Below are 26,542 nucleotides of genomic sequence, written 5' to 3'. Positions count from 1 at the left end.
GTGATCGGGGGATGTGCAGCCCACCTAAAGGGGCGCGGGGAACTGCGCGACCAGCCACAACGCACCCGCACTCGCCCCACAAACCGCCAGAGGCACTACGCGGCGTCTTTCATCACCTGATCCCGAAGCCGACTGCAGCACCGACTGATCAGCCGAGACACATGCATCTGAGAAATCCCCAGCTGCTCGGCGATCCGGCTCTGCGTCATGTCCCCGAAGAACCGCATGTACAAGATCACCCGCTCCCGCTCGGGCAACGCGGCAAGCCGAGGCCTGACAGCCTCCCGGTCCACCACGATGTCCAACGCGGGATCGGGCCCCCCGAGAACATCGCTCAGGGAGTACCCGTCCTCACTACCGGGCAACTCCGCGTCCAGCGAAAGCGCCGTGAAACTCTCCAGCGCCTCCAGCCCGATCAGCACATCCTCCTCGCTCATCCCCGCATGCTCGGCGATCTCGCCGATCGTCGGCCGCCGCCCGGACACGGTCTGCGACAGCTCCTGACACGCGAACCGCACCCGGTTCCGCAGATCCTGCACCCGGCGCGGCACATGCAGCGTCCACATGTGGTCACGAAAATGCCGCTTGATCTCCCCGGTGACCGTGGGAACGGCGTAACTCTCGAAGGCATTGCCGAGCTCGGGATCGTACCGATCTACGGCCTTGACAAGGCCGAGGGCGGCGACTTGACGCAGGTCGTCAAAGCTCTCGCCGCGGTTGCGGAACCGCGCCGCGAGCCGGTCGGCCATGGGCAGCCAGGCCTCCACGATCTCCGCGCGGAGCGCGTCGCGCTGCGGGCCCGGGGGAAGCGTGGCGAGCCTGTGGAACGCCTTCGCGGTGTCGGGGGCGTCGTCGTGGGGATGGTGCTTCGCGCTCGCTCGGTTTCGCATGGTGCGTCGCAACTCCCTTGTACATGCTCTGGGATGGACGGTCACCGTGGGAGCGAGGCCGAGAGTCGGACAGACGCGCCCGGGGCGGCCGTTCGCCGCTCCCACGGGGGTGCCTCCTGTCCGAAGCACTGACCATGCGCCTGCCCCCGGCCTTCCGCGACAAACACCTCCTGCGGGCGGCCGAGAGCCGGTCATGCGTTGCCGTGGTTCCTTTCCCGGGCTCCTTCCCGGGTGCGGCCCGCGGCGACGAGGCGGCGGGGGTTGCGGCGCAGATACTCGCCTTCGAGCTGCGCCATCCGTACGTTGTGGATCCGCAGCGCGTCGTTCGAGCCGTACAGCAGGGTGTCGTGGCGTGTGCGGTGGATGGTCTCCAGCTCTTTCATGAGCTGCTGGTCGTCCAGCCGACCCGGGTCGACTCCGGTCATGGTGGTGCCCCACTCGTCGAGGTGTCGTCCTGAATCCACTCTACGAACATCCGGGGCCGGAGCCATCCCCAGGCTTTCCGGCCTGCGCCCGGCACCCCCTACCTCGCGCGCTCCACCCGTCGCTCGTCCCACACCGGCTCCGGGGTCTCGCGGACCCGGCCGTCGCTGCCGAAGACCAGGTAGCGGTCGAAGGAGCGGGCGAACCAGCGGTCGTGGGTGACGGCGAGGACGGTGCCGTCGAAGGCCTCCAGGCCCTCCTGGAGGGCCTCGGCGGACTCCAGGTCGAGGTTGTCGGTCGGCTCGTCGAGGAGGAGGGCCGTCACGCCCTGGAGTTCCAGCAGGAGGATCTGGAAGCGGGCCTGCTGGCCGCCGGAGAGCCGGTCGAAGCTCTGCTCGGCCTGGTTCGTCAGCTCGTAGCGGCGCAGTCGGGAGGACGCCGCTCCGCGGTCCTGGGCGTGTTCCTTCCACAGGATGTCGAGGAGTGTGCGGCCCAGCAGTTCGGGGTGCGCGTGCGTCTGGGCGAAGTGTCCGGGCACGACCCGCGCGCCGAGCTTCCAGTCCCCCGTGTGCGCCACGGTGTCGCCGGCGAGCAGCCGCAGGAAGTGCGACTTGCCTGAGCCGTTGGAGCCGACGACGGCGACCCGCTCGCCGTAGAAGACCTCCAGGTCGAAGGGCTTCATCAGGTTGCTGAGCTCAAGTCCCTTGCAGGTGACGGCTCTTACGCCGGTACGGCCGCCCTTGATCCGCATCTTGATGTCCTGCTCACGCGGCGGCTCGGGCGGCGGTCCGGCCTCCTCGAACTTCCGCAGCCGGGTCTGGGCGGCCTGGTAGCGGGACGCCAACTCGTGGCTGATGGACGCGGCCTGACGGAGGTTCAGGACCAGCTTCTTCAGTTGGGCATGCTTCTCGTCCCAGCGCCTGCGCAACTCCTCGAAGCGGGCGAAGCGTTCACGCCGGGCCTCGTGGTAGGTGGCGAAGCCGCCGCCGTGCACCCAGGCGTCCGCACCGGCGGGCGAGGGCTCCACGGAGACGATCTTCTCGGCGGAGCGGGAGAGGAGTTCGCGGTCGTGGGAGACGAAGAGCACCGTCTTGCGGGTCTCCTTCAGCCGCTCCTCCAGCCAGCGTTTGCCGGGCACGTCGAGGTAGTTGTCCGGCTCGTCGAGCAGCAGCACCTCGTCCGTGCCGCGCAGCAGGGCCTCAAGGACGAGCCGCTTCTGTTCACCGCCGGAGAGCGTACGCACCTCGCGGAACTGCGCCTTGTCGTACGGGACGCCGAGCGCGGCCGTGGTGCACATGTCCCAGAGGGTCTCGGCCTCGTACCCCTGGACCTCCGCCCAGTCGGAGAGCGCCTGCGCGTACTGCATCTGCGCGGCCTCGTCGTCGACGGTCATGATGGCGTGCTCGGCCTTGTCGACCGCCTGGGCGGCCTTCCGGATCCGGGGCTGCGCGACCGACACGAGCAGATCCCGTACGGTCGTCTCGTCCCGTACGGAGCCCACGAACTGGCGCATCACACCCAGGCCGCCACTCACCGTGACCGTGCCGCCGTGCGGTTTCAGTTCGCCCGAGATCAGCCGGAGCAGGGTCGTCTTGCCGGCGCCGTTGGGGCCGACGAGGGCCACGACGGCCCCCTCTCCCACCCGGAAGGACACATCGCCGAGCAGCGCCCTCCCGTCGGGGAGGTAGTACTCGAGGTGTGCGGCTTCCAGGTGTCCCATGAGGACGCATTCTGCGGGCCGCCGGGGAGGGCGGGCAAACGCATATCGCCGTCGCCCGGCCTATTCGGCGTCGACGCGCTGTCCTGCGGGGCCTCCCCCACCCTTCGGGCGGGGGGACCCCCATCTCGCTTCGCTCGCTCCGGCCGGCTCCACGACCGCTCCCGCCCACGACAGCGCCTTCCAGCCGTCGGACGGTGAGCCCTCCAGGATCACCACACCGGTGTTGTCCAGGGGGTGGGCGGCGGCGAAGGGCACGTCTACGTTGTCGGCGCGGGCCGCCGTCCACATGCGGATCGCGGCGCCGTGGCTGACCATGGCGACCGCCTGGGCCCCGCTGTCGGCGGCCTCGGCGACGACGGCGTCGTAGCGTGCCAGCGCCTCCGTGCCGCTCTCCCCGCCGGGCATCCGCAACTCGGTGTCACCGGCCGACCACGCGAACACGGTCTTCATGTACCTGAGACCGTCCTCCGAATCGCCGGGCAGCATTTCCAGGTCGCCCGCGGACAGCTCCCTGATGCCGGCGCGGACGATCACGTCGAGGCCGCGGGCGGCGGCCAGCGGGGCCGCGGTGAGGTGCGTACGGATCATGGTGGAGACGTACAGGGCCTCGATGTCCTCGCCCGCGAGGGCCTCCGGCAGGAGGGCGGCCTGGCGTTGTCCGAGCTCGGTCAGGCCCGGGCCCGGGACGGCCGTGTCCAGCAGGGACAGCACGTTGGAGGGTGTCTGGCCGTGGCGGATGAGAAGCAGGCGCATGTACGGGGTCCTCCTGGAACTCGGTCCGCCGAAGAGCAGAACGGCCACTTCAGGGTACCCGGCACCCTATGAGCCCAGATGTCGACCTCACCCTGCCCGTGCCCGGCCGGCACGTCCTGCGCGACCGGCTGCTGGCCCTCGACTCCCGGCTGTTCGAGGTGGCCGCCGAGCGCCACTGGCCGGGCGCCGAACCCGTCCTGCCGAGGCTGAGCCACAGCGCGAACCACGGGGTGCTGTGGTGCGTGACGGCGGCCGCGCTGGCGGCGAGCCGTACGCCCAGGGCCCGCCGGGCGGCGGCCCGTGGTCTCGCCTCGCTCGCCCTGGCCTCCCTCACGATCAACACGCTCGGCAAACGCTCGGTGCGCCGTCCGCGGCCCGTCCTGGATCCGGTGCCGTCGGTCCGGCACCTGAAGCGGCAGCCGATCACCACGTCGTTCCCGTCCGGTCACTCCGCGTCGGCGGCGGCCTTCGCGACCGGTGTCGCCCTGGAGTCCCCCGGGTGGGGTGCGGTGGTGGCCCCTATGGCGTTCTCGGTCGCCATGTCCCGCGTGTACACGGGCGTCCACTTTCCGAGCGACGTACTGGCGGGTGCGGCGCTGGGCGCGGGCGCCGCGTTCGCCGTACGGGGCATGGTGCCGACCCGCGCGCAGATCAGCCCGCTGGCCCGGCCCCGCGCGGAGGTTCCGGCGCTGCCGGACGGCGCGGGTCTTGTCCTCGTGGCCAACATGGCTGCGGGCAGCGCGGACCGGGCGGGCGTGTTGCGGGACGTGTTGCCGGACGCGGAGGTGGTCGAGTGCGAACCCGCCGATGTGGGCCCCGAGTTGGAGAAGGCGGCGCTGCGCGCCCGGGTGCTGGGCGTGTGCGGCGGCGACGGCACGGTCAACGCGGCCGCCGAGGTGGCCCTGCGCCACGGCCTGCCGCTGGCGGTCCTCCCCGGCGGCACGCTCAATCACTTCGCGTACGACCTGGGCGTGGAGGACGTACGGGATCTGAGCCGGGCCCTGCGGGACGGCGAGGCCGTGCGCGTCGACGTGGGCCGGTTCCGCTGCGGGAAGGTGCGGGGCGTCTTCCTCAACACGTGCAGTCTGGGCGTCTATCCGGAGCTGGTGCGGGTACGGGACCGCTGGTCGCCCCGGATCGGCGGCTGGCCGGCGGGGGTGCTCGCGGTGCTGCGGGTGCTGCGCGCCGACCGGCATCCGCTGGAGGTCGAATTCGACGGCCGGACCCGCCCGTTGTGGCTGCTGTTCGCCGGCAACGGCACCTATCACCGCATGGGCCTCACGCCGGGCCGCCGGGTGGATCTGGCGGACGGGCGGCTCGACGTACGGGTCGTGCACGGCGGCCGGATGCCCGCGCTGCGGCTGCTCGCCGCGGCACTCGCGGGCCCGCTCACCCGGTCGCCCACCCATGCGGCGGTGCAGGTGGGCCGACTGCGCCTGGCCGGTGTCGCGCCGGGCACGCTCCTGGCGTACGACGGTGAAGTCACCGAGGTGGAGGGCGAGGTGACGCTGGAAAACCTGCCCGAGGCGCTGACGGTCTACCGCCCGCTGCCCGGCCACTGATCATCCGTCAGTCCACATTCCGAAACGCGGGTCTCATTATGCGGCTGGCGCGCGTAGCGTGATGCGCACCGCACGACGGGGTCGCGGGCTCCGTGCGGCGGTACGACGAGAAGGGGTAGAGCCATGCCGAAAGCGCAGGAGACCGCTGTCTACACGCACGGACACCACGAGTCGGTGCTGCGTTCGCACACCTGGCGGACCGCCGCCAACTCCGCGGCCTACCTCCTGAGTTCACTGAAGCCGCACATGAGGATCCTGGACATCGGCTGCGGCCCGGGCACCATCACCGCCGACCTGGCGGAGCTGGTCCCCGACGGCCATGTCACCGGCGTCGACCACGCGGCGGGGATCCTGGACCAGGCCCGGTCCACCGCGGCCGAACGCGGGCTCACCAACGTCGACTTCGGGGTCGCGGACGTACACGCCCTGGACTTCCCGGACGGCTCGTTCTGCGTGGTCCACGCCCACCAGGTGCTCCAGCACGTGGGCGATCCGGTGCAGGCGCTGCGCGAGATGCGGCGGGTCACCAGGCCGGGCGGGTTCATCGCCGTACGCGACTCGGACTACGCGGCGATGACCTGGTACCCCGAGGTGCCGGGGATGGACGACTGGGCGGACCTGTACCGGCGGGTGGCCCGCGCCAACGGCGGCGAGCCGGACGCCGGACGCCGACTGAAGTCCTGGGCGCTGCGGGCGGGCCTGAGCGACATCACGGCCACGTCGGGCACCTGGACCTTCTCGACGGCGGACGAGCGGGCCTGGTGGAGCGGCCTGTGGGCGGACCGCACCCTGGCGTCGGCGTACGCGGAACGCGCCACGGAGGGCGGCCACGCCACCGCGGAGCAACTGCGGGCCGTGTCGGACGCGTGGCGGGAGTGGGGGCGGCGGGAGGACGGCTGGTTCAGCGTGCTGCACGGAGAGATCCTCTGCCGGAAGGAAGCCTGACCCTGCGGTCAGCTCCTGGGAAGCAGAGGTCCGAGCGGCCCGAGGTCCAGATTCAGGTCCTCGGGCCGCACTCCGTAGCGCTCGCACAGTTCGGTCATACGGTCGTCGAGCAGCATCAGGGTGAGCCCGATGCGCTCCTCCTGATCCTCCGTCAACTCACCTGTGTCGAACCGGCGCACGGCCTGGCGCTCCATCAACTGGCGCAGCAGTTCCACGACGGTGAGGACGAGTCTGACCAGGTCGCGCTCGACGGTGTCCGGTTCGAGGTCGAGGCGGTTGCGTCCCGTCATGACAACTCCCTCCAGGGTGAGGGGACTTGTTCGTTCACGGAGCTGATGAGCGCGTTCAGGTCGATCCGCACCAGGTCCACGTCCGCGATGCGCAGGGTGATGTCCCCGGTGACGACGACCCCGCCGGCGAGCAGCCGGGCGGTGGGCCGTCTGGTTGGCGTCGCACGGATACAGCACGGTGGAGCCGTGCACCGCCCGGAACATCGCCAGGTCCTCCAGACCCATCTGCGAGGGCCCGTCCTGTCCGATCGAGACGCCCGCGTGCGAGCCGACCAGATTGATGCCGGAGCCGCTGACCGCGGCCATGCGGACGAAGTCGTACGCGCGCGTGAGGAAGGCCGCGAACGTCGAGGCGTACGGTACCCAGCCGCGCGTGGCGAGTCCCACCGCGGCGGCGACCATCTGCTGCTCGGCGATGTGGCACTCGAAGTAGCGGTCGGGGTGCTCCTTGGCGAAGAACTCCGCGCGCGTGGAGTCGCCGACCTCGCCGTCGAGAGCGACGACGTCTCCTCGCGCGATGCCGAGTGCGGCGAGCGCCTGTCCGTAGGCGTCCCGCGTCGCCACCTCCTCGCCCTTGTCCCAGCGGGGCAGTTCGAGGTGTCCGGTGCGTACGGCGTGCAGCATCCGGGCGGCGGGCGGCTCCTGCACCCGGACGCGGAGGTCGCGTACTCCACCGAGCTCGGCGATCGCCTCGTCGGCGTCCGGCAGCGGCTTGCCGTGCAGTCCCTCGCGGTCCTGGACGGACTCGACGCCCTTGCCCTTGAGGGTGCGGGCGAGGATCACCGTCGGCTGCCCGCTCGTGGACGCGGCCTCGCCGTATGCGCGGTCGATCGCGTCCACGTCGTGTCCGTCGACCTCGACGGTGTGCCAGCCGAAGGCCCGGAACCGGCGCGCGTACGCGTCGAGGTCGTGTCCGTGCCGAGTCGGCCCGCGCTGGCCGAGCCGGTTGACGTCGACGATCGCGGTGAGATGGTCGAGATGCTCGTACGACGCCTGCTCGGCGGCCTCCCACACGGAACCCTCGGCGAGCTCGCTGTCCCCGCACAGCACCCACACCCGGTAACCGGTGCGCTCCAGCCTGCTACCGGACAGCGCGATGCCGACACCCACGGGCAGCCCCTGTCCGAGCGAGCCGGTCGCCGTCTCCACCCAGGGCAGCCGCCGCGGCGTCGGATGCCCCTCGAGGCGGCTGCCCAGCGCGCGGAAGGTGAGCAGTTCGGCATCGTCGACGGCTCCGGCTGCCTTGTAGGCGGCGTACAGGAGCGGTGAGGCGTGGCCCTTGGAGAGGACGAGGCGGTCGTTGCCGGGGTGGGCGGGGCGGTCGAAGTCGTAGCGGAGGTGGTGGGCGAGCAGTACGGCCATCAGGTCGGCGGCGGACATGGAGGACGTCGGATGCCCTGAGCCCGCGGCGGCGGAGGCGCGCACACTGTCCACGCGGAGTTGCTGGGCCAGCTCGACGAGTTCTCGGGTGTTCATGAGTCTCCTCCCCGCGGGTGACGGCCGGCCGATGTCGTTGGTACGGGGTTTCCGCGTCCCCCTGCCACAGCGCCCAAACGCGACGACGCCAGGCGTTTCGCCCCGTCGCCGCGGATGAGCGGCGCGGCGCCGATCGTCCGGAACGATCTCCTCCCCGGTTCGCCCCCCACTAGGCTTTTCCGCATGGAGATTCTGGGAGCCACGCTGCGCGTCTGCGTCGACGACCTGGAGGCCGCGGTCCCCTTCTACGAACGGCTCGCGGGCGGCAGAGCGCTTCGCTTCGAGCGCGGTGGTGTGTCCGTCGCCGCGGTCGGCTGCTTCCTGCTGATGAGCGGGCCCGCGGCCGAGCTGGAGGTGCTGCGCAAGGTCGCCGCGACCATCGCCGTCAAGGACGTCGACGAGGCCCACGAGGTGCTCACCGAGCTCGGTGCCCGCATCGTCGCGGGCCCGGTGGAGACACCGGGGGGCCGCAATCTGATCGCGGTGCATCCGGACGGGGTGGTGTACGAGTACGTGGACCGGCGCGGGTGACACCGCCCGGCCCGCGTCTCATGGCGTGGGCGGTCGCATGCGGAAGTCGTACGGGGCCGGGAGCGGCTCGTCGCTGACGCGGGCCCACAGCCGGCCGATGGCCTCCGCTCCTTCGCGCAGGTCGGCGACCTCGAAGCCCGCGTCGAACACGGCCCGCGCGTCCTGTGGGCGGCCCTCCGCGAGCAGCAACTCGGCCTCGATCAGCCGGAACCGGCCGCGCGCCCGGGTCGCCGGGTGCAGCCGCTCCCACACGGAGCGCGCCTCCACGACCCGGCGGGCCTTGAGGAGCGCCTCGACACTCTCGCGACCGAGCGCGGCGGTGACGGCCGTCCAGCGCTCCCCGTCGTCGCGCCGTTCCCGGCACAGGTCGTCGAAGGCCTCCGCGTACCGGTCGGCGGCCCGCTCGGGGTTGCCGGACTCCTGGTCGGCGACGGCGAGGCAGCGCAGCAACGGCCAGAGCGAGGGCGCGAGTTCGAGGGCGCGCTCCCAACTCCGCACCGCCTGTGCCCGGTCGTCGGCGTGCCACTGGGAGACGCCGAGGTGGTACTCGGTGAGCGGGGTCGCCGGGGCGGTCTCCAGCATGTCCCGCCAGTGCCGGGCGACGAGGGTCTCACCGGGCGGCTGGACGCGACGCGGCTCGGGGAGGGCCCCGGCGCTCAGCAGCTCCAGCCAGGGCGCCTGGGCCTCGCCTAGGGTGGACTCGTCGAAGGGCGTGCCGGGCAACTTCCAGCCGGCGCGCAGTACTTCGAGCGCGCCCCAGCCGGAGCCGACGGCCAGGATCTCGCCGGGCTCGGTGTCGGCGCACGGCTTCCAGGCCTCGTAGGCGGCGTCGACGTCGGCACGCGGCAGGACGCTTTCCAGCCGTGCCGCGGCCGCGTCCACCACATCGCCCCACTCCCCTTCCGGGGACGCGTCGAGGGGCCCGTACGCCTCCAGCCAGGACACCTCGCCCCCGGCCTCCAGCCGCACATGCTCCAGCTGGGTGCGGGCGAGCCCGGCCTGGATCTCGCAGTAGCCGCCGGTGCCGGGTTCGGTGAGCCACTCCTGCCAGCGCCGCCCGCCGCTGCCCGTGCCCCACACGAACAGCTTGCGGCCGCGCAGCACATCGGTCGACGTCTGCACCAGCCCGTGCCCGTCCGCGTCGAGCGCGGCGATCCAGCGCCGCCGCCCGTCGGGGACCTCGTAGAAGTAGTCGGCGGCGTAGGTGCTGTTGAGCGGGTACGTCCGGTCGATTCCGTCGTACGCCGGGACGGGCACCCGGCGCAGTCGCCGCTCGTACCCGAAGTGCCACGCCTCCTCGGCGGGTGCGAGGACCCGGCACTCCTCGGGCACGGCGATGTTGGACCACCAGTAGGTGGGCGCGGGTTTCTCGTGCGGATTGCGGACGCGGACGCCGACGTGGAGGAAGTCGGAGCCTTCCGGCAGCCAGAGGTCGACCTGGAAGGGGAGGTCGCGCAGCCGCTCCCACTCCCACAGCCGGAGCATCTCGCCGCCGTCGGGGGCGGGGACGCGGGCGGCGTGCAGGGGTGAGCAGGAGAGGGTGGTGTGGCCGGTGGCGCCGATGTTCCATTCGACGCCGCCGGAGAACCAGGCGCCGTTGAGGGCGAAGTTGGCGGGCCGCAACACCGGGTTGCGGTAAAGGAGTTCGCGGCCGGTCGGCTTGTGGAAGAGGGAGGCAAGCCGTCCGCCGAGGCCGGGGAGGACGGTGGCGCGGAGGCGTTCGTTCTCGATGACGAGCGCGTCGATGTCGCGGGACTCGCCCGTTCTGTCGTAGCCGTCCCTGATCCGTACGGGCAGCAGGCTGCGCAGTGGCTCGTAACCGATCTGCCGGGCCATGTCGCGTGGCAGGTCGTCCCGGTCGCGTTCGTCGATGCGGTGTACTTCGTCGAGCGGCCGCAGCGGGGGCAGGGGGTTGTCGGGCCCCAACTCGGCGGCGGGCAGCGTCACTACGTCACGTCGGATCGTCGTCACGATCACCATGGAACCCGTTCACCGGGGACCTGACCAGGGTCGCCGCCGGTCAGGATTCCGCAAAGGCGGCCACGGCGATATTCCGCGTGCGGTTTGTCCTCACCGACGTAGAGTCGGCCGGACAGCGGATTCGAGAGGGGCCGAGCGACACATGAGCGAGCAGCACACCTACCGGGTGATCGTCCGGGGCACGTGGGACGCGTTGACGGACGCGGCGCGGGAGCGGCTGCTGGCCGAGGCCGCCGACCACGGGATGACGAGCATGCGGTTCACCGAGGAGGGTTCGCTCTCCTACGAGCCGTCGCCGCTCAAGCACTTCTCGCTGCGGTACGTGGTGGTGTCGGACGCGGCTGACGGTGTGGAGATGGCGGCCGCGATCGCGGAGGACCGGGCCGAGACCAGCCTGCGCGGCCTCGGCTACGGCTTCGGGGCGCTCAAGTCCACCGTCACCGACCTGGACACCATGAAGGTCAACCGGAAGTCCGCGTCTCGGCGGTGATCGCCCACCTCTCGTGGTCCCGCCAGGCGCCGTCGATGTAGAGCATGTTCGGTGAGAAGCCCTCCAGGCGGAAGCCGCAGCTGCGGGCGAGGGCGATCGACGCGGTGTTGTCGGGCTGGACGTTGATCTCCAGCCGGTGCAGCCGCATCGCGCCGAACGCGTACCGCACCACCAGGGTGAGCGCCTCGCGCATCAGCCCGCGCCCGGCCGCGTGCGCGAAGGCGCCGTAGCCGAGCGCCCCGCTGAGGAAGGCGCCCTCGACGATGTTGTTGATGTTGATGAATCCGGCGATGCCCCCGCCGTCCTTCTCGCAGACCAGGAACCCCACCTTGGTCGGATCCTCGATCAGCCGGCTCGCGTAGGAGACGTACGCGTTGGCGCTGGTCGGGGGGAACAGCCACGGCTGGTGCAGGTCCTTGCTCTCCCGTGCCCGGGCCGTGAACTCGGCGCCGTCCTCGTAGGTGAAGTGGCGTATGCCCACACGGGGGCCCTCGGCGAGGTAGCGGGAAGCGATGTGCGGCATCCCTTCACCCTACGACGGCACGTCGGCCGCCGTTACTGGCGCCGTTTCATGAAGTACGCCCCGCACAGCGCGCCGATGACCGTCGTGCCGAGCAGCGCCATCCACAGCGGCATCGTCACCTCGGGGATCAGCAGTCTGATCTTGGTGGAGGCGGTGTTCTCGAAGATGAAGGTCAGGGCGAGGACGCCGAGCAGCAGCACGATGATCCTGGCGGGGGTCATCACCCCGCCCTTCCCGCCGGCCTTGCCACCGCTCTCGGAGGTCTTCGGACTCATGCGCCCAGGATGGGCCGCCCCCGGGCGGCACGCGCGGCGAGCGCCACCACTCCGGGTGCGGAGTGGGCCGTACGGGTGACAGCTCACCTCAGGACCGGCCTAGTCGGCCACCACCGGCAGCTTTCACGTACACCAGCGGAACCCCGGCGCGCTGGGCCTTGTAGGCGATGAAGCTGCCGAGCTGGTGGAAGGACCAGGAGTGCAGCGTGGCGCTCCCCCATGTTTGAGATCAGTAGCGGGCGGCGCAGCGCAGCGCCGGCTCGATCAGCGTCAACGTGCCCGCGTCCGCGTCCAGTTCGGCCGTCACCCCGAGGGGCATCGTCAACGCCCCCTCGCAGTGCCCGAACCCGAACTCCTCGACGACGGGGACCCCGAGCCCGGCGAGCCGGTCCGTGAAGAGCGGGCGGAGCCTGTCGTAGGGGCCGCACTCGGCCCACGACCCGAGCACGATCCCCCGGACACCGTCGAGCCAGCCGGAACGCAGGAGTTGGGTCAGATACCGGTCGAGGCGGTACGCGCTCTCGCCGACGTCCTCGATCAGGAGGAGCCCGCCGCTTGCGCCGGCGTGGGCGTGGGGCGTACCGAGGTCGGTCGCGAGCATGCTCAGGCAGCCGCCGAGTGTGACGCCCCGGGCCCGCCCTCCAACGAGCGCGCCGCCGCCCACGGCCTTGATGGTTCCCACCGACTCCGGATCCAAGAGGGTGGCTCGCAGATGTTCCTGCGCACGCGTGCTCTTGATGAAGTCGACGCCCGCCGCCGCGGGCCCGTGCAGCGTCGCCAGGCCCAGGCGGGTGGCGAAGGCCTGGTGCAGCACGGTGATGTCGCTGAAGCCGACGAGGATCTTCGGCCCGGCCGCGCGCATCGCCTCCCAGTCGAGCAGGTCGACCATGCGCTGCGCCCCGTACCCGCCCCGGGCGCACAGCACCGCGTCCACGGACGGGTCGCACCAGGCGCCCTGCAGATCGGCGGCACGGTCGGCGTCGGTGCCCGCCAGGTAGGCGAACTCGCCGTGCCGGTCCAGCACATGGGGCGCCACCACCGGGTCGAGGTCCCAGCCGCGCAGCACGTCGAGACCGGCCTGGAGCCGCTCCTCGGGCACGGGCCCGCTGGGCGCGACGACGGCCACGCGGGCGCCGGGGGCGAGTCGGGGCGGCCGGACGAGTGGCTTCACCTGACGAGCTCCAAGGTCGGGACACCAGGCGGGTTCAGCCCGAACACCTGGGCGTACAGGGAGAGTTCGGACTCCAGGACCCGCACCATGGTCTCGGCCCGCCGGAACCCGTGCCCCTCCCCCTCGAAGGCGATGTAGGCGTGCGGCACCCGCCGCCCCCGCATCCGGGCCAGGAACCGTTCGCACTGCGCGGGCGGGCAGATCACGTCGTCGAGGCCCTGGAGCAGCAGGAAGGGCGCGCTGATGCGGTCGGCGTGCTCGGTGGGCGAGCGCTCCGCGTACCGTCCGGGCACCTCGGCGAGCGGCCCGACCAGGGTGTCCAGGTACCGGGACTCGAAGTCGTGGGTCTCGCCCGAGGCCCAGCCGGCCAGGTCGAGGATGGGATAGATGATCGTGCCGCAGGCGTAGACGTCGGTGCTGGTGAGCGAGACGGCTGCGGTCCAGCCGCCCGCGCTGCCGCCCCGGACGGCGAGCCGGTCGCGGTCGGCGGTGCCCTCGTCGGCGAGGGCCAGCGCGACGGCCGCGCAGTCCTCGACGTCGACGACGCCCCACTGTTCGCGCAGCCGGTCCCGGTACTCCCGGCCGTAGCCGGTCGAGCCCCCGTAGTCGACCTCGACGACGCCGATGCCCCGCGAGGTGAAGTAGGCGATCTCCAGGTCGAGTACGAGGGGCGCCCGTCCGGTGGGCCCACCGTGCGCCCAGACGACGTACGGCGGCAGTTGGTCGTCGGGCGCGACGCACCCGGGGTGGTGGGGCGGGTAGACGTGCGCGTGGATGTCCCGTCCCGCCGGTCCGGTGAAGGTGCGGATCCGCGGCTCGGGGTAGTGGGCGGGGTCGACGGGGTCGTCGTGGGCGGCGCCGATCACCCGGGAGCGACCGGTCCTGGTGTTCAGCTCGACGACCTCGTAGGCGCTGCGCGGGCTGGCCCCCACGGCGACGACCCGCTCGCCGTGCACCGTGAGTGTGGGCGCGAACTCGGTCCAGGGGCCGGCCGCGTCGACGACCTCTCCCGTCTCGGGGTCCAGTATCCCGAGGGCGGTGGCGCCGCGGCCGTGCACGACGGCGATCAGACCGCTGTCCAGCGGGGCGAACCAGCGGTGCCCGAGCTTCCACAGGGGCCCGCCGAACTCCTCCTCGCGCGGGCACAGTGGCTGCCCGTCCCGGTAAAGGTTCCACCAGCCGCTGCGGTCGCTCGCGTACAGCAGGGAGCCGTCGGGGGCCCAGTCGGCCTGGGCGATCGACTCGCCGGGCCCACCGGCGACGGTCCGCGCCTCGCGCAGGGTGCCGTCGCTCTCCACCTCGGCGACGACCAGTTCGGTCCCGTCCCAGGGCATCCACGGATGGTCCCAGGCGAGCCAGGCCGCGCGCCGCCCGTCCGGCGAGATACGGGGTCCGTTCACGAACCGGCGCCGGTCGTCGGTGAGTTCACGTACGGCGTCCCGTTCCTGCGCGGCCGAGCCGTCCAGCGGCACGGCGGCGAGCACCCGGCGCACATCGATGGGCCCGTCGCCGGTGAACTCCTCAAGGACGCACCAGACTTCACCGAGGTCGAGGCGCAACTGCGGTTCGGCCCAACGCAGTCCGCCGCCCACGAGGGAGACTGGAGTGAGGGGCTGCGGCTCGCTCCCGGGCTCGTAACGGTAGAGCCGTTGGTCGGCGAAGTTCACGAACACGACGAGCGGTTCGCCGTCCCGCACCACCCCGGCCCACGGCTGGCCGCCGTACTCGATGACGCGGCTGCGCACGTTCCAGGGAGCGGGCAGCACCGGCTCCTCCACCCCGTCGGCGCGGCGCCGCACGAGTGTGCGCCGGCCGCCCTCGGTGGGCCGCGGCTCGGTCCACCAGGCCTCGTCGCCGACGAAGCCGACGTACTCCGGATGGCCGTCGTGCGCGGCGGCGAGCGCCGCGTCGATGGGCGAGGGCCACGAGCCGTACGCCAACGTCCGCACGTTCTCCCCCACTTGGCTAGGCCGTCCGCAGGAACCGGTCGAGGACACGGACGCCGAAGTGCAGTGCCTCGACCGGGACGCGCTCGTCGACGCCGTGGAAGAGGGCCTGGTAGTCGAAGCCCTCGGGGAGCTTCAGGGGTGCGAATCCATAGCCGGTGATGCCGAGGCGGGAGAACTGCTTGGCGTCCGTACCGCCCGACATGCAGTACGGCACCACGTGCCCCTCCGGCGCGAACTCCTCTACGGCCGCACGCATGTTGGCGTACGTGGCCGAGTCCAGCGGTGCCTGGAGGGCCACTTCACGGTGGTGGAACTCCCAGTCCACGTCCGGTCCGGTGAGCCGGTCGAGTGTCGTACGGAACTCGTCCTCGCCGCCCGCCAGATAGCGCCCGTCGACGTAGGCGACGGCCTCGCCAGGGATCACGTTGACCTTGTAACCGGCCGCCAGCATCGTCGGGTTGGCGCTGTTGCGTACGGTCGCCTCGACGAGCTTGGCCGCCGGGCCGAGCTTCTCCAGGAGGCCGTCCACGTCGTCGAGGTCGGCGTCGACGCCGTAGAGCGCGGCGAGTTCGGTGAGGGCCGCACTGACCGTCGGGGTCAGCCGCAGCGGCCACTCGTGGTCGCCGATGCGGGCGATGGCGGCGGCGAGGCGGGTGACGGCGTTCTCCCGGTTGACCTTGGAGCCGTGTCCGGCGCGCCCGCGCGCGGTGAGCTTGAGCCAGCCCGTGCCGCGCTCGCCGGCCGCGATCGGATAGAGCTGCCGTCCGCTCCCGTCGTGGAAGGTGAAGGCCCCCGACTCGCTGATGCCCTCGGTGCACCCCTCGAACAGCCCGGCGTGCCGGTCGGCGAGAAAGCCCGAACCATCCTCGGCGCTGGCCTCCTCGTCGGCGGTGAAGGCGATGACGAGGTCCCGCCGGGGGCGTACGCCCTGCCGTGCCCAGGCGCGCACGACCGCGAGGATCATGGCGTCCATGTTCTTCATGTCGACCGCGCCCCGCCCCCAGACGACGCCGTCGCGGATCTCCCCGGAGAACGGATGCACGCTCCAGTCCTCCGCCTGCGCGGGCACCACGTCCAGATGACCGTGGACGAGCAGCGCGTCCGCGGACGGGTCGGTGCCCTCGATCCGGGCGACGACGTTGGTCCGCCCCTTGGTGCGTTCCAGCAGGACGGGTTCGAGTCCGGTGTCGGCCAGCTTTTCCGCGGCGTACTCGGCGGCCGGCCGCTCCTGGCAGTCACCGCCCCCGCGGTTGGTCGTGTCGATGCGAATGAGGTCGGAGGTGAACCGGACGACCTCGTCCAGCACCTGTTCGTCAGCCATACTGCTCCTCCACCGCGGCCGAGACGATCGTGGTGACCGCCTTGAAGGTCCGGATCCCCTCGTACATGGTCCCGCTGGTGTACGCCACCTTCCGCTCCCCGACCCGCCCCACACCCGGCACGACGGTGGCGGCCATGGCCAGGTGCTCGGCGTCAAACTCCAGGGCGATGGTGAACGGGCCCCCGACGACTGGCTCCTGACGCACCGCCAGCCCGGCCGCCTCCTTCGCCGCGGCCCGGATCTCGGAGGCGGCCCGGGCCGGCGTACGGCACACGGCCGCGTATCGCGACACATGGTCCTTGACGGCGACCTTCAAGGCCTGAGGCGCATACCCGAGCGCGTCCTCGCAGGCGACGTCGTCACCGGTGACGAGCACGACGGGCACCCCGTACTCGGCGACGACGTGGGCGTTGAGGAGCCCCTCGCTCGCCCGTACGTCGTTCAGCCACACCCCGGTGATGGAGTTGGCGAGGTAGGTGTGGGCGAGGACGCCCTCCATGCCGGCGCCCGCGTGGTAGCCGACGAAGGCGATGCCGTCCACGTCTCCGTGCTGCACGCCCTCCACCATGGAGAGGGACTTGTGCCGCCCGGTGAGCATCTGTGCCCGCTCGTCGAGCCGTTCGAGGAGCAGGTTGCGCATGGTCCAGTGCGCCTCGTTGACGAGCACCTCGTCCGCGCCGCCGTCGAAGAAGCCGAGCACGGCGGCGTTGACGTCGGAGGTGAACATCGCCCGGCACCGCTCCCACTGCGGTGTCCCCGGCAGCACGTCGGCCGGCCAGGTCACACCGGTGGCGCCCTCCATGTCGGCGCTGATGAGGATCTTCATGGTGCATCACGTTACGCATCGGCAGGGGGAACCGGCCACAAGGAGGCGAGGGTGTTCCTGGGGCTCGGAAGCAGTGGCCCGGGGCTCGCGGCCGGTGTCTGCCGCTCGGTTACCCTTCCGCCATGACCAGCAAGGGGAGCCGCCCGCGTGATCACTCCGTGCAGTCCGTGGACCGGGCGGTGTCGATTCTGCAGGTGCTGGCCACCCGGGGCCCCAGCGGCGTGACCGAGATCGCCGAGGAACTGGACATCCACAAGTCGACGGTGTTCCGGCTGCTGGCGACCCTGGAGTCACGGGGCCTGGTCGAGCAGGACACCGAGCGCGGGCGGTACCGCATCGGGTACACGATGGTCGAACTCGCCGCCGGGGCAAGCAAGGTGAACGACCTGTCCCTGCTGAGCCGCCCCGTCTGCCAGGAGCTCGCCGCGGCCGTGGGCGACACCGTGAACGTGGCGATCCATGACGGGCACCACGTGATCAGCATCGACCAGGCGATCGGCGCGGCGGCGATCACGACCATCGACTGGGTCGGCCGGCGCACCCCGATGCACGCCACCGGGGCGGGCAAGCTCTTCATGGCGCACATGACCCCCGACCAGGTCGCGGAGATCCTCGCGAAGGGGCCGGAGAAGTACACCCCGCACACCATCGTCGACCCGGCGCGTCTCGCGGCCGAGCTCAAGGTGATCCGCGAGCGGGGCTACTCCACCACCAGCGAGGAGCACGAGATCGGGCTGGCCGTCATCGCCGCCCCGATCCGCGCCCTGGACGGCAAGGTCATCGCGGCCGTCACCCTGTCCGGACCGACCTTCCGGATCAACGAGGACACCGTTCCCGGTCTCGCGGAGCAGGTGCTGGCAGCCGCCGCGAAGATCTCCTGGCGCCGGGGGTACGTGAAGCGCGGCTGAGCGCGGCACGCGATTCGAGTTAACACAGCGGGCCTTGACGGCCGGGGATTTCCAGCTTCACCATTTGTCTCGTATGGCGATGCTGTTCCGCATCGCGAAACACGCGCCCTTCGAGGAGCTGCCGTGCCCTCAACCGTCCTGGATCCCCTGCTCCAGCCCTTCCGGCTCAAGCACCTCACCCTGCGCAACCGCGTGGTCAGCACCTCCCACGAGCCGGCGTTCGGTGAGGACGGCCTGCCCAAGGACCGCTATCGGGCCTACCACCTGGAGAAGGCGCGGGGCGGGGTCGGCCTGACGATGATCGGCGGCTCGGCGGTGGTCTCCCCCGACAGCCCGCCCGCGTTCGGCAACCTGCTCCTGTACCACGACGACATCGTGCCGTGGCTGCGCCGGCTCGCCGACGACGTGCACGAAGCCGGGGCCGCGGTCATGTGCCAGGTCACCCATCTCGGCCGCCGCACCAGCAACTTCACCGGCGACTGGCTCCCGGTGGTGTCCGCCTCACCGCTGCGCGAACCCGCGCACCGCGCCTTCCCGAAGGCCGCCGAGCCCTGGGACCTGGACCGGATCGTCGCCGACTACGCCACCGCGGCGGTCCGTTGCCAAGAGGGCGGCCTCGACGGCATCGAGCTGGAGGCGTACGGACACTTCCTGGACAGCTTCCTGTCCCCCGCGACCAACCACCGCGACGACGAGTGGGGCGGCAGCCTGGAGAACCGCATGGCGTTTCCGCGCCGGGTGATCCGCGCCATGCGCGAAGCCGTCGGCCCGGACTTCGTCGTCGGGATCCGGATGTCGCTGGACGAAGCACGACTCGGCGGCCTCACCTTCGACGAAGCGCTCACCGCCGCCGAGCAGTACGCCGCCGACGGCATCGACTTCCTCAGCGTCATCCACGGCACCATCGAGAGCGACGCGTCCCTGGCGAAGACCATCCCGTCCATGGGCACCCCGCTCGGGCCGTTCCTGGACTTCACCGGCGAGATCAAGCGACGGCTCTCCATCCCCGTGATGCACGCGGCACGCATCGCCGACGTCGCCACCGCGCGGCACGCCCTGCGCGAAGGACTGCTGGACCTGGTCGGCATGACCCGCGCGCAGATCGCCGATCCACACCTGGTCGCCAAGGTGAAGGCCGGCCAGGAGGACCGCATCCGGCCCTGCGTCGGGGCGAGTTACTGCCTCGACGCGATCTACGACTCCGGCGACACCAAGTGCGTGCACAACCCGGCGGCCGGCCGGGAACTCCACGTACCCCACGTCATCTCCCCCACAATCGGCCGCCGCAGGAAGGCAGTTGTTGTCGGAGGGGGTCCGGCCGGTCTGGAAGCGGCACGCGTACTGGGCGAACGCGGCCACGCCGTCGTCCTGTTCGAGGCGAGCGACCAGCCCGGCGGGCAGATCAGGCTCGCCGCGTCGAACCCGCGCCGGGCCGACCTGATCCAGATCGTCGACTGGCGCCTGGCCGAGTGCAAACTTCTCGGCGTCGACCTGCGCCTGGGCACGTACGCCGAGGCCGACGACGTGATCGCCGAACACCCCGACCTCGTGATCGTCGCCACCGGAGGCATGCCCAACCGGAGCTTCCTCACCGCCGGCGAGGGCCTGGTCACCGACACCTGGGACGTGATGACGGGCTCACTGCGCCGCCCACGGGGCGAGATCCTCGTCTACGACGACCACGGCGGCTACCCGGCAATGGACGCCGTGGAGGTCCTCACCGCGTCTCCCGACATCCGGATCGAGTACGTCACCCCGGAGCGCACCCTCGCCCCCGACGTCGGCAGCATGAACTCCCCCGCCTATCTACGGGCGTTCACCCGGCACGGTGTCACCACCACGCTCGCCCAGCGGCTGCGTTCCGTGCGCCGCACCGGGGACGGCCGGCTCGCCGCGACCCTCTACAGCGAGTACACCGAGGCCGAGACCGAGCGGATCGTGGACCACGTGATCGTGGAGCACGGGACCCTGCCGATGGACGAGCTGTACGTCGAACTCCTCCCCGGATCGACCAACCTCGGCGAGGTCGACCACCGTGCCCTGCTGGCCCACGAGGAGCAGTCGGCGGTCCGCAACGAGGCGGGCCACTACCAGCTTTTCCGTATCGGCGACGCCGTGGCCTCCCGCAACATCCACGCCGCGATCTATGACGCGCTGCGGCTGTGTCTGCCGGTCTGAACGCCACCGTTTCCGCACGTCAACTCCCCCGTCGTACCGGAGAGATGAGATGAAGCAAGCGACATCCGACGTCCGCGGCCTCGTGGCCCGACGTCCCGTCGGACAGAGCCTCGAAGCCCCGTTCTACGTCGACGAGGAGCTCTTCGACCTCGACATCGAGGCCGTCTTCGCCCGGCACTGGCTGTTCGTCGCCGCCGAGGCGGAGCTTCCCGAGCCCGGCGACTACGTGACGGTCACCCTCGGGTCATACTCGGTCATCGTCGTCCGCGACGACGACGAGGACGTACGGGCCTTCCACAACGTCTGCCGCCACCGCGGCGCGCGCATCCTCAACGAGGAGCGCGGCTCGGTGGGCAACATCGTCTGCGGATACCACCGTTGGACGTACGGCGTGGACGGCAAGCTGCTGTACGCCGAGTCCCAGGCGCCCGGCTTCGACCCGTCGTGCTTCGGGCTGAGGTCCGTGCACGCGCGCACGGTGGCCGGGCTGCTCTTCATCTGCCTGGCCGAGGAGCCGCCGGAGGACTTCGACGAGGTCGCCGCCCGCATCGAGCCGTATCTCGCACCGCACAACCTCGCCAAGGCGAAAGTCGCCACGCAGATCGACCTGATCGAGAACGGCAACTGGAAGCTGACCATGGAGAACAACCGGGAGTGCTACCACTGCGTGGGCCACCCCGAACTCCAGGCCTGCTACTTCCCCATCTACGGCTACCAGGAGAAGGACATCCCGCCCGCGCTGCGCCCTGCCTACGAGCGCTTCCTCGTGGCCGACGCCGAGGCCCGCACGACCTACGACTCACTGGGCCTGCCCTACGCCGAGATCGAGGAACTCGACACCCGCCCCACCGGTTTCCGCATCCAGCGCGAGCCCCTCGACCTGGCCGGGGAGTCCTACACCCCGGACGGCACGGCCGCGTGCAGGCGCCTGCTGGCGGACTTCCCGACGGCCCGCCTGGGCAGGCTGTCCATGCACCTCCAGCCCAACTCCTGGTTCCACTTCATGGCCGACCACGCGATCACGTTCTCCACGATCCCGCTCGGCCCGGACCGCACCCTCGTCCGCACCACGTGGCTCGTGCACGCCGACGCCGTCGAGGGCATCGACTACGACCTCGACACCCTCACCAAGGTGTGGCAGGCCACGAACGACCAGGACGCGGTGCTGGTCGCCCGCGCCCACCAGGGCATCAGCAGCCCGGCCTACATGCCCGGCCCTTACGGCCCGACGGAGGAGCAGGTCGAGGCGTTCATCAACTGGTATGTGACCAGGCTCAAGGCCCACCTGGGGCAGCAGCCATGACCGAGACCGAGGAACTGCTGGTGTGCCGTCAGGTCCACCCGCTCACGCACGACGTCGCCACGTTCGTGTTCGAGTACGCCGAACCCCGACTGTTCCGGCACGACCCGGGCCAGTTCCTGACACTGACCCTCGACATCGACGACCGGCCGGTCCAGCGCTGCTACACCATCTCCTCATCCCCCACCCGCCCGTTTCTCCTCTCGATCACGGTGAAACGCATACCGGGCGGACTCGTGTCCAACTGGCTGCACGACCACCTGAGTCCCGGCGACACCGTGCGGGCGCACGGACCGCTCGGCGAGTTCTCCACCGCCCGGCATCCGGCGCCCAAGTACCTCTTCCTGTCCGGGGGCGTAGGAGTGACGCCGTCGATGTCGATGACCAGGACGCTGTACGACCTCGCCGACCCGGCCGACGTGGTGTTCGTGCACAGCGCCCGCACCCCGGCGGACATCGTCTTCCGCCACGAACTCGACCTCATCGCCGCGACCGCGCCCAACATCCGGGTCGTCCACATCTGCGAGGAGGACCGCCCGTACGCCCCCTGGGGCGGATACCGCGGCAGGCTGACGATCGAGACGCTCCGGCAGGTCGCGCCGGACTTCCTGGAACGGGAGGTCTTCACCTGCGGCCCCGCCCCCTACATGGCCGCCGTACGGCACATGCTGTCGGACGCGGGCCTGGACATGGACCACTACCACGAGGAGAGCTTCACCTTCGAGACGCCGGCCACGCCGGCCGACACCTCGCCCGCCGCCTCCACGGATACCGGTTTCAAGGTCGAGTTCACCCGCAGCGGACGCACCATCGAGTGCGACAGCGACACCTCGCTCCTCGCCGCCGCGTCCCGGGCCGGCCTCAGCCTGCCGGCCTCGTGCGCGCAGGGCATGTGCGGCACCTGCAAGACGACCCTGCTCTCCGGCTCCGTCGACATGCAGCACAACGGGGGCATCCGCCCACGCGAGATCACCCAGAACAAGATCCTGCTCTGCTGCTCGAAACCGCTGGAAGACGTCGTGATCGACGCGTGAGCAGGCGGGTTGCGTGAACCTGTTCCGCAGGACCCCGGCGGGCTGGAACACTGCTGGCGACGTCACCTGGGGAGGGCGAACGTTGGAGACCGTTGTCTGGGTGTTGCTGATCACGGTGGCAGGCGGGGCCGTGTGGGCGGGTCGGCGGCTGCTCCTCTTCCCGGCCGGCGGGGACAAGTGGCGCTACTCCCTCGCCCCTGGCCGGGAATTCAGCGAGGCGAGGCAGCGGCTCCACGACGTCCGCCTGCGAAATCGTGAGGTGGAGAGCGAGGGCAACCGAAAGGTGGCCCTGGCCGATGCCGGCCTCGCGGACATCGCGCGGAAGGGCGGGGAACGCGTCCTGACGCTGGAGCGGGAGCGCGCGGATCTCCTACGGCCGGTGCGGGGCGAACTCGTCCTGCGGCTCGGGGAGTTGGCGCTGTACCAGTGCACCCTGCAGTTCGTGAGGGAGGTTCCCGCGCAAGGGGAAGGCGAGACGACGGTGGAGGTGGACCACGAAGTGTCGCTGATCGGACTCAGCGCCGAGATCGAGTACGTCGACGACTACACCTTCATCCATGTGGAGTGGCCTGAAGCCAAACGCAGCGCGGGGTACCCGCGCGCGTTCGACCGGTTCGACGTCCTGCGTTTCGCCAATCAGATCGACAACGTGGCGCGGGAATACGAAACCGTCCGTAGAGGCCAGGAACTTCGGGCAGCGGAGATCACGACCGAGATCCAACGGGTCAAGGACGACACGGCTGCGCGGGAGGAGCAGGGCAGGCGCGAGCGCGAGGGCCTGCTCCAACAGCAGCATCAGGACCGGGCAGCCGCCGATGCCGACTGGCAGAAGGCGTGCGCCGCCTGGCAGAAGCTCACCGATCGCTCGCCGCGCCGGTGACGCACACCCTCCCCTCCCTCACTCCGCCCGCAACGCCCGCGCCACCCGGGTCCTGGCCGCCCACCCCGCCGGCAGCAGCGCGCCCGCTACGGCGATCACCACGCCGGCCAAGGCCAACAGGGTCAGGGTGAGGACGTCGTACACGTCGATGAGGGAGTCCGGGATCCGGGTGCCGACCGCGTTGCCCATGGCGGGCATGACGTACCCGTGCAGGAGCACGCCGAGCGGGACGCCGATCACACCGGCCACCAGGCCGATGGCCGCCACCGAGGTGAGGACCTGGGCGACCGTCTGGCGTGGTGACATGCCGAGGGCCTTGAGGATGCCCAGGTCACGGACGCGGTCGCGGGTGTCGAGCACCACCGTGTTGAGGACGCCCAGGCAGGCCACCACCACCAGCATGAGAGTGAGCGTCGCGATCAGTGTCTGCATGGCCAGGATGACACTCGACTCTCCCACCCCGGTGAGGAACGCCTCCGCGCCGGCCCCCTTCAGGTCCGCGTTGAGCGCCTCGACGTAGCTCTTGGCGTCCGCTCCCGAGTCGAGCGTCACGCTGAACTCGCTGGGCTGGTAGTCGATTTGGAGGGCTGACAGTGACAACATGGACGTGCGGAGTGTCAGCCCCTCCTCGCTCAGGTCGAAGACCTCTCCCACGATCTTCAGCGAGACCGTGCGGCCCTCCTCGGACAGCGTCACCGTGTCCCCGATCCGCTTGCCCGTCACCTGCAGGAAGCGCGAGGCCACCACCGCCTCTGAGCGCGCGGCGAACCAGCGGCCCGACACCATGGTGCGGCGGCCGTGCGCGAAGTCCCCGTCGTACGCCTGCACCGGCACCGCGCCCTTGAGACCCGGCACGCGTACCTCGGCACGAGCGGTGCGGTAGGTCGAGGCCGTCTCCGGGCGGGACTTGATCATCGCCCCGACCGTCGCCGGATCGGCCGGCCCGGCGGCCCCGGAACCGAATTCCACGCGCACCATCGTCCGTACTGTCACCTCCCCCGCCGCCCGGTCCGGTTCGCCGTTGCTCTGGATCGCGAACAGCGTGCTCCCCAGGCCCATCGCGAACGTCACCGCCAGCGCCCCGAACGCCACCGCCCCGGCCGTCGTAGCCGAACGGGCGGGCCTGGCGAACGGGCCCGCCAGCCCCAGGCTCACCGCTCGGGGCAGCGGCAGCCGGCCCAGCAGATGCCGTACGCCACGCCCCCGGGCGGCGGTCGCCGCGCGGCCCACGCCGAGCACCGACGCGGTACGCAGCCGGGCCGCCCGCAGCGCGGGGGCCAGCGCGGTCACGGCGACGACCGCGAGGACGGCGAGGGGCACCACGAGGTTCACCCACAGCGGGATCAGCAGTTCGCCCGTCCCGTAGGACGTGGCCACGTCCGCCATCAACGGCACGGCGAGCAGATCGCCCAGGAACACGCCCAGTACCGCACCCACCACCGCCGGGATCAGCGCCTGCGCCACATAGGCCCGCCCCACCTGGAACGGGGTGAGCCCGAGGGACTTCAGGATCCCGATGCGCCGGGTCGCCGCACTCACCGCACCGCTCACCACGATGCCGATCACCAGCACCGACATGGCGAGCCCCAGCAGCGCGAAGGCGGTGACGAAGGGAATGTAGGCGCCCGTGACCGCGTCGGCGGCCTGCTTGACGTCGAGATAGGACTGCGAACCGGTGAGCGTACGGTCCGGCACGGCGGCGGTGACCGCCTTGAGACCGGCGGCGACATCGGCGCGACTGTCCGCGTCGGTGAGGCGGTAGAGCATCTGGTACGAGGGTTTCGCGTCCAGCGCCGTCAACTGCGCCGGTACGACCCACGCGTCGGCGCTCTCCCCCACCGACTCGGCGATCCCGACCACGGTGAGCTCCACGTCGCCGGCGCTCACCGTGTTGCCTATCTGCATGGCCGGGTTGACGGAGCCCGCCTCCACGACGATCTCGCCCTTCGCCTTCACCCAGCGGCCGTTGACGAGGCTGACGTCGTCCACGGCGGCGTCGGCCGACGCCCGTCCGGCCACGGTGAACGGTGCGGGCGCGACGCCGGGCGGTTCGCCCGCGGTCGCGTGCAGCCGGGCGGAGGTCACGGCGAAGGGGCCCGCGGCCGCCTCAATTCCCTTCACGGACGCGGTCTTCGAGAGCTGCGACGCCTCAACTCCCTTGAACTCGGCCGTCAGATGGGCCCCGTGCTGTCGCGCGAAGGCCTTGTCGAACGGTGCCTGCGAGGCGACCAGCAGCCCGACCGCGAGCACGGACGCCGCCACCGACAGCAGCGTCGTCAGTACGATCACCGTCGTCTGCACGTGTCGCCTGCCGACCCCGGCGCGCACCACTTTCCCGAGGGCACCGAGACGGCTGCCCAGCACGTCCGGCCGGCTCACGACACCACCGCCGGAACGTCGCTCGCGATGCACCCGTCGACCAGCTCGATCGTCCGGGTCGCACAGGAGTGAGCGAGCGTCAGATCATGCGTGACCAGCACGATCGTCTGCCCGTCCGCGTTGAGTTCGCGCAGCAGCTCCCGCACCTCCGCCCCGGATGCCGTGTCCAGCGCCCCCGTCGGTTCGTCGGCGAGCAGCAGCGGCGGGCGGTTCATCAGCGCCCGGGCCACGGCGACGCGCTGCCGTTCACCCCCGGAGAGCCTGCCGGGGTAGGCGCGGGCGTGCCGGTCGATGCCGAGGTACGTGAGCAGTTCGGCGGCGCGGGCGGCCGCCTTCGCCCGGGGCATGCCGGAGAGCTGGGCCGGCAGCAGCACGTTGTCGGCGACCGTCAGATCGTCCAGGAGGTTGAAGAACTGGAACACCATCCCGATCCGCGAGCGCCGGTAACGGGCCGAGGCGCTCTCGCTCAACTCGTCGACGCGCAGCCCGTCGACGGTGACGCTGCCCTCGGTGGGCCGGTCGAGGCCTGCGATCAGATTGAGCAGCGTCGACTTGCCGCTGCCGGACGGCCCGAGCACCGCGAGTGCCTCCCCGGCACGCACCCGCAGTGTCAGGCCGTCCAGCGCCGGCGGGCCGTCGTCGTACGCCTTGCGCACCTCGCGCAGGTCGATCAGGGGTTCGTTCATGGCTCTCCTCCACGGCTCGATGTCTGGGCCGAAGCTAGGTGTGAGCCATGAG

Annotated in this window: 24 protein-coding genes and 1 pseudogene; 9 read left to right on the top strand and 16 right to left on the bottom strand. The window is 71.1% G+C overall.

What is annotated here, in order from left to right:
- Positions 1–95: 95 nt before the first annotated feature.
- From AC5DRG_RS42765 to AC5DRG_RS42750, 4 genes are all read right to left on the bottom strand, one after another.
- On the bottom strand, positions 96–890 hold the full coding sequence (locus AC5DRG_RS42765) for an RNA polymerase sigma factor SigF (RefSeq protein WP_491805246.1): 795 nt from the start codon (positions 888–890) through the stop codon (positions 96–98).
- Between the two features lie 191 nt (positions 891–1,081).
- A complete protein-coding gene (locus tag AC5DRG_RS42760) occupies positions 1,082–1,315 on the bottom strand; it encodes a DUF6158 family protein (RefSeq protein ID WP_491813310.1) in 234 nt (77 codons plus the stop codon).
- A gap of 98 nt (positions 1,316–1,413) precedes the next feature.
- Positions 1,414–3,033, bottom strand: a complete 1,620-nt coding sequence (locus tag AC5DRG_RS42755; RefSeq protein WP_491805245.1) for an ABC-F family ATP-binding cassette domain-containing protein — start codon at positions 3,031–3,033, stop codon at positions 1,414–1,416.
- Between the two features lie 60 nt (positions 3,034–3,093).
- Entirely contained in the window at positions 3,094–3,786 is a 693-nt protein-coding gene (locus AC5DRG_RS42750; RefSeq protein ID WP_491805244.1) for a histidine phosphatase family protein, read from the bottom strand.
- 68 nt (positions 3,787–3,854) lie between these two features.
- On the opposite strand from AC5DRG_RS42750, the gene AC5DRG_RS42745 reads away from it, so the two are divergent.
- Positions 3,855–5,348, top strand: coding sequence for a bifunctional phosphatase PAP2/diacylglycerol kinase family protein (locus tag AC5DRG_RS42745; RefSeq protein ID WP_491805243.1), 1,494 nt, complete (start codon positions 3,855–3,857; stop codon positions 5,346–5,348).
- A gap of 123 nt (positions 5,349–5,471) precedes the next feature.
- The gene (locus AC5DRG_RS42740) at positions 5,472–6,293 is read left to right on the top strand and encodes a class I SAM-dependent methyltransferase (protein WP_491805242.1); all 822 of its coding nucleotides are present in this window, start codon (positions 5,472–5,474) and stop codon (positions 6,291–6,293) included.
- Positions 6,294–6,301: 8 nt separating this feature from the next.
- Here AC5DRG_RS42740 and AC5DRG_RS42735 read toward each other — a convergent pair whose 3' ends face one another.
- The 3 genes and pseudogenes from AC5DRG_RS42735 to AC5DRG_RS42725 all read right to left on the bottom strand — a co-directional run.
- The gene (locus AC5DRG_RS42735) at positions 6,302–6,583 is read right to left on the bottom strand and encodes a gas vesicle protein K (RefSeq protein ID WP_491813309.1); all 282 of its coding nucleotides are present in this window, start codon (positions 6,581–6,583) and stop codon (positions 6,302–6,304) included.
- A complete protein-coding gene (locus AC5DRG_RS42730) occupies positions 6,580–6,753 on the bottom strand; it encodes a gas vesicle protein (RefSeq protein WP_491813308.1) in 174 nt (57 codons plus the stop codon). Before AC5DRG_RS42730 ends, AC5DRG_RS42735 begins: the two co-directional genes overlap by 4 nt.
- A 31-nt stretch (positions 6,754–6,784) precedes the next feature.
- A pseudogene (locus AC5DRG_RS42725) lies at positions 6,785–8,059 on the bottom strand (transketolase); the annotation flags it as partial.
- Positions 8,060–8,242: 183 nt separating this feature from the next.
- On the opposite strand from AC5DRG_RS42725, the gene AC5DRG_RS42720 reads away from it, so the two are divergent.
- A complete protein-coding gene (locus AC5DRG_RS42720; protein ID WP_491805241.1) occupies positions 8,243–8,590 on the top strand; it encodes a VOC family protein in 348 nt (115 codons plus the stop codon).
- An 18-nt stretch (positions 8,591–8,608) separates the two neighbouring features.
- Here the strand turns inward: AC5DRG_RS42720 and AC5DRG_RS42715 are convergent, their stop codons facing one another.
- Complete coding sequence (locus AC5DRG_RS42715; protein ID WP_491805240.1) at positions 8,609–10,570, bottom strand: DUF5107 domain-containing protein; 1,962 nt, start codon at positions 10,568–10,570, stop codon at positions 8,609–8,611.
- A gap of 142 nt (positions 10,571–10,712) precedes the next feature.
- On the opposite strand from AC5DRG_RS42715, the gene AC5DRG_RS42710 reads away from it, so the two are divergent.
- Entirely contained in the window at positions 10,713–11,060 is a 348-nt protein-coding gene (locus tag AC5DRG_RS42710) for a DUF6204 family protein (RefSeq protein WP_491805239.1), read from the top strand.
- Here the strand turns inward: AC5DRG_RS42710 and AC5DRG_RS42705 are convergent.
- The 6 genes from AC5DRG_RS42705 to AC5DRG_RS42680 form a co-directional block, all read right to left on the bottom strand.
- Positions 11,032–11,583 carry a GNAT family N-acetyltransferase gene (locus tag AC5DRG_RS42705; RefSeq protein WP_491805238.1) on the bottom strand — a complete coding sequence of 184 codons (552 nt, stop codon included), beginning with the start codon at positions 11,581–11,583 and terminating at the stop codon, positions 11,032–11,034. The two genes, AC5DRG_RS42710 and AC5DRG_RS42705, sit on opposite strands and share 29 nt — an antisense overlap.
- A 32-nt stretch (positions 11,584–11,615) precedes the next feature.
- Positions 11,616–11,858, bottom strand: a complete 243-nt coding sequence (locus tag AC5DRG_RS42700; protein ID WP_491805237.1) for a LapA family protein — start codon at positions 11,856–11,858, stop codon at positions 11,616–11,618.
- A 229-nt stretch (positions 11,859–12,087) separates the two neighbouring features.
- A complete protein-coding gene (locus AC5DRG_RS42695; protein ID WP_491805236.1) occupies positions 12,088–13,029 on the bottom strand; it encodes a S66 peptidase family protein in 942 nt (313 codons plus the stop codon).
- Complete coding sequence (locus AC5DRG_RS42690; protein ID WP_491805235.1) at positions 13,026–14,978, bottom strand: S9 family peptidase; 1,953 nt, start codon at positions 14,976–14,978, stop codon at positions 13,026–13,028. Before AC5DRG_RS42690 ends, AC5DRG_RS42695 begins: the two co-directional genes overlap by 4 nt.
- Positions 14,979–14,994: 16 nt before the next feature.
- On the bottom strand, positions 14,995–16,299 hold the full coding sequence (locus tag AC5DRG_RS42685; protein WP_491805234.1) for a M20/M25/M40 family metallo-hydrolase: 1,305 nt from the start codon (positions 16,297–16,299) through the stop codon (positions 14,995–14,997).
- Positions 16,292–17,125, bottom strand: coding sequence for a M55 family metallopeptidase (locus tag AC5DRG_RS42680; protein ID WP_491805233.1), 834 nt, complete (start codon positions 17,123–17,125; stop codon positions 16,292–16,294). Before AC5DRG_RS42680 ends, AC5DRG_RS42685 begins: the two co-directional genes overlap by 8 nt.
- Positions 17,126–17,247: 122 nt before the next feature.
- Here AC5DRG_RS42680 and AC5DRG_RS42675 point away from each other — a divergent pair, with 122 nt between their 5' ends.
- The 5 genes from AC5DRG_RS42675 (at position 17,248) to AC5DRG_RS42655 (ending at position 23,425) form a co-directional block, all read left to right on the top strand.
- Positions 17,248–18,033, top strand: coding sequence for an IclR family transcriptional regulator (locus AC5DRG_RS42675; RefSeq protein ID WP_491805232.1), 786 nt, complete (start codon positions 17,248–17,250; stop codon positions 18,031–18,033).
- Positions 18,034–18,156: 123 nt separating this feature from the next.
- A complete protein-coding gene (locus AC5DRG_RS42670) occupies positions 18,157–20,211 on the top strand; it encodes an oxidoreductase (RefSeq protein WP_491805231.1) in 2,055 nt (684 codons plus the stop codon).
- Between the two features lie 49 nt (positions 20,212–20,260).
- Positions 20,261–21,514, top strand: a complete 1,254-nt coding sequence (locus AC5DRG_RS42665) for an aromatic ring-hydroxylating oxygenase subunit alpha (protein WP_491805230.1) — start codon at positions 20,261–20,263, stop codon at positions 21,512–21,514.
- On the top strand, positions 21,511–22,545 hold the full coding sequence (locus tag AC5DRG_RS42660) for an FAD-binding oxidoreductase (protein ID WP_491805229.1): 1,035 nt from the start codon (positions 21,511–21,513) through the stop codon (positions 22,543–22,545). Before AC5DRG_RS42665 ends, AC5DRG_RS42660 begins: the two co-directional genes overlap by 4 nt.
- A gap of 82 nt (positions 22,546–22,627) precedes the next feature.
- On the top strand, positions 22,628–23,425 hold the full coding sequence (locus AC5DRG_RS42655; protein WP_491805228.1) for a hypothetical protein: 798 nt from the start codon (positions 22,628–22,630) through the stop codon (positions 23,423–23,425).
- 18 nt (positions 23,426–23,443) lie between these two features.
- Here AC5DRG_RS42655 and AC5DRG_RS42650 read toward each other — a convergent pair whose 3' ends face one another.
- Positions 23,444–25,804: an ABC transporter permease gene (locus AC5DRG_RS42650; protein WP_491805227.1), complete on the bottom strand. Its 2,361-nt coding sequence runs from the start codon at positions 25,802–25,804 to the stop codon at positions 23,444–23,446.
- Positions 25,801–26,490: an ABC transporter ATP-binding protein gene (locus AC5DRG_RS42645; RefSeq protein WP_491805226.1), complete on the bottom strand. Its 690-nt coding sequence runs from the start codon at positions 26,488–26,490 to the stop codon at positions 25,801–25,803. Before AC5DRG_RS42645 ends, AC5DRG_RS42650 begins: the two co-directional genes overlap by 4 nt.
- Positions 26,491–26,542 lie beyond the last annotated feature (52 nt).

The organism is Streptomyces sp. JLBG701, from assembly GCF_058544905.1.
This window is presented reverse-complemented; position numbering and strand designations above follow the sequence as displayed.